Origin of the sequence: Leptolyngbya boryana PCC 6306 (genome assembly GCF_000353285.1) — a bacterium.
GTDB lineage: Bacteria > Cyanobacteriota > Cyanobacteriia > Leptolyngbyales > Leptolyngbyaceae > Leptolyngbya > Leptolyngbya boryana.
On the sequence record NZ_KB731326.1, the window covers coordinates 411963 to 413092 of the forward strand.

1 protein-coding gene is annotated in these 1130 nt (G+C 46.6%); it reads right to left on the reverse strand.

All coding sequences use genetic code 11. The features are described 5' to 3' along the window. Nucleotides 1–253: 253 nt before the first annotated feature. Nucleotides 254–999, reverse strand: a protein-coding gene (locus LEPBO_RS45670; RefSeq protein WP_457920331.1) for an IS1 family transposase whose coding sequence is annotated in 2 segments (ribosomal slippage) — nt 254–744 and nt 744–999 — 747 coding nt in all. Because the reading frame shifts where the segments join, the coding sequence is not laid out codon by codon here. Nucleotides 1000–1130 lie beyond the last annotated feature (131 nt).

The following is a 1130-nucleotide window of genomic DNA, read 5'->3' on the forward strand; positions in this document are numbered from 1 at the left end:
CGCCTGTCACAACAAACTGTTCAGAGCCTCTTTCGTTCATGTATTGAACGGTCACCTCTGTCCCAAAGGTCAAGTATGTTAAAGAATTCCTTCCCGATAGTGCTTGAGTGACAGCATTTGTTCTGACATCCTGTGATGATCGACAATCGACCGTGAGCAGCGACAAACTTGTCTGTGGGTACTGTGGTGGTTCCAGAAGACCGATATCCTCCAAGGTTTCTGTGGGTAGTGTTCTAGATGTGTGGGCATAACGTTATACTACTCGCCCGAACTCATGACGGTTGATGAATAATCCAATCACAGTATCATGCATCTTCTCAGTCTTGGAAAAACAGATCGTCTTTCTGGCAAGTCGCTTGATCCGAGTTCTCAAAGTTAGATGCTTCCGCTCAATGCGCTGTGTGTTGGCTTTGCCAACCGTATGGTGCTGCTCATCTAGCAATCGCAAGTAAGCTCCCCAACTATCGGTGTAAAACCGCTGAATCGAAAAAGGAGCTAACAGTTGCTGAAGTTGCTTAAGAGCTGAGTCTTCATGGGTGGCTAGCACATAGGCAAGGACTTTTCCAGTTTGATGGTCAATCGCGTGCCACAACCATCGTTGATGCTGCTTTGACTCGACAAAACTCCACATCTCGTCCAGCTCCGCCGCCTCGACTCTGACGACCATGACTGCCGTGTTATCCGGTTGGTGCTGTTCGAGCAGACTTGTATTTACTTGTTCAAGTTGACTTGACTTTTTTTCAGCGTTTCAATCACAGTCGTTGGGCTAATCTTCAACACTCTGGCGGTATCACGAATACCACTGCCGTTGATTGCCATGTCACTGATTTGCGCTTTGACTTCAGGCAGTCGTCCTCGATAGCTAAAGTTCAAGATAAATGATCGTCTGGAACACTCTAAGTTACGGCAACAATACCGTTGTTTTCCAGCAGCACTGCGACCATGCTTAACGACATCCACACTCTGGCAATCTGGACATTGAACAGGTTCTAGGACCATCTCGACTCAGCCCTCTAACACATCGTTTTCATTCTGCCATATATCCACATATCTAGAACACTACCCTTGCGATCAAAGGCAACTGCCTTTCTTCCAAAGCTTCTTAGAAGATTGGCAAGCTTATCAAGCAA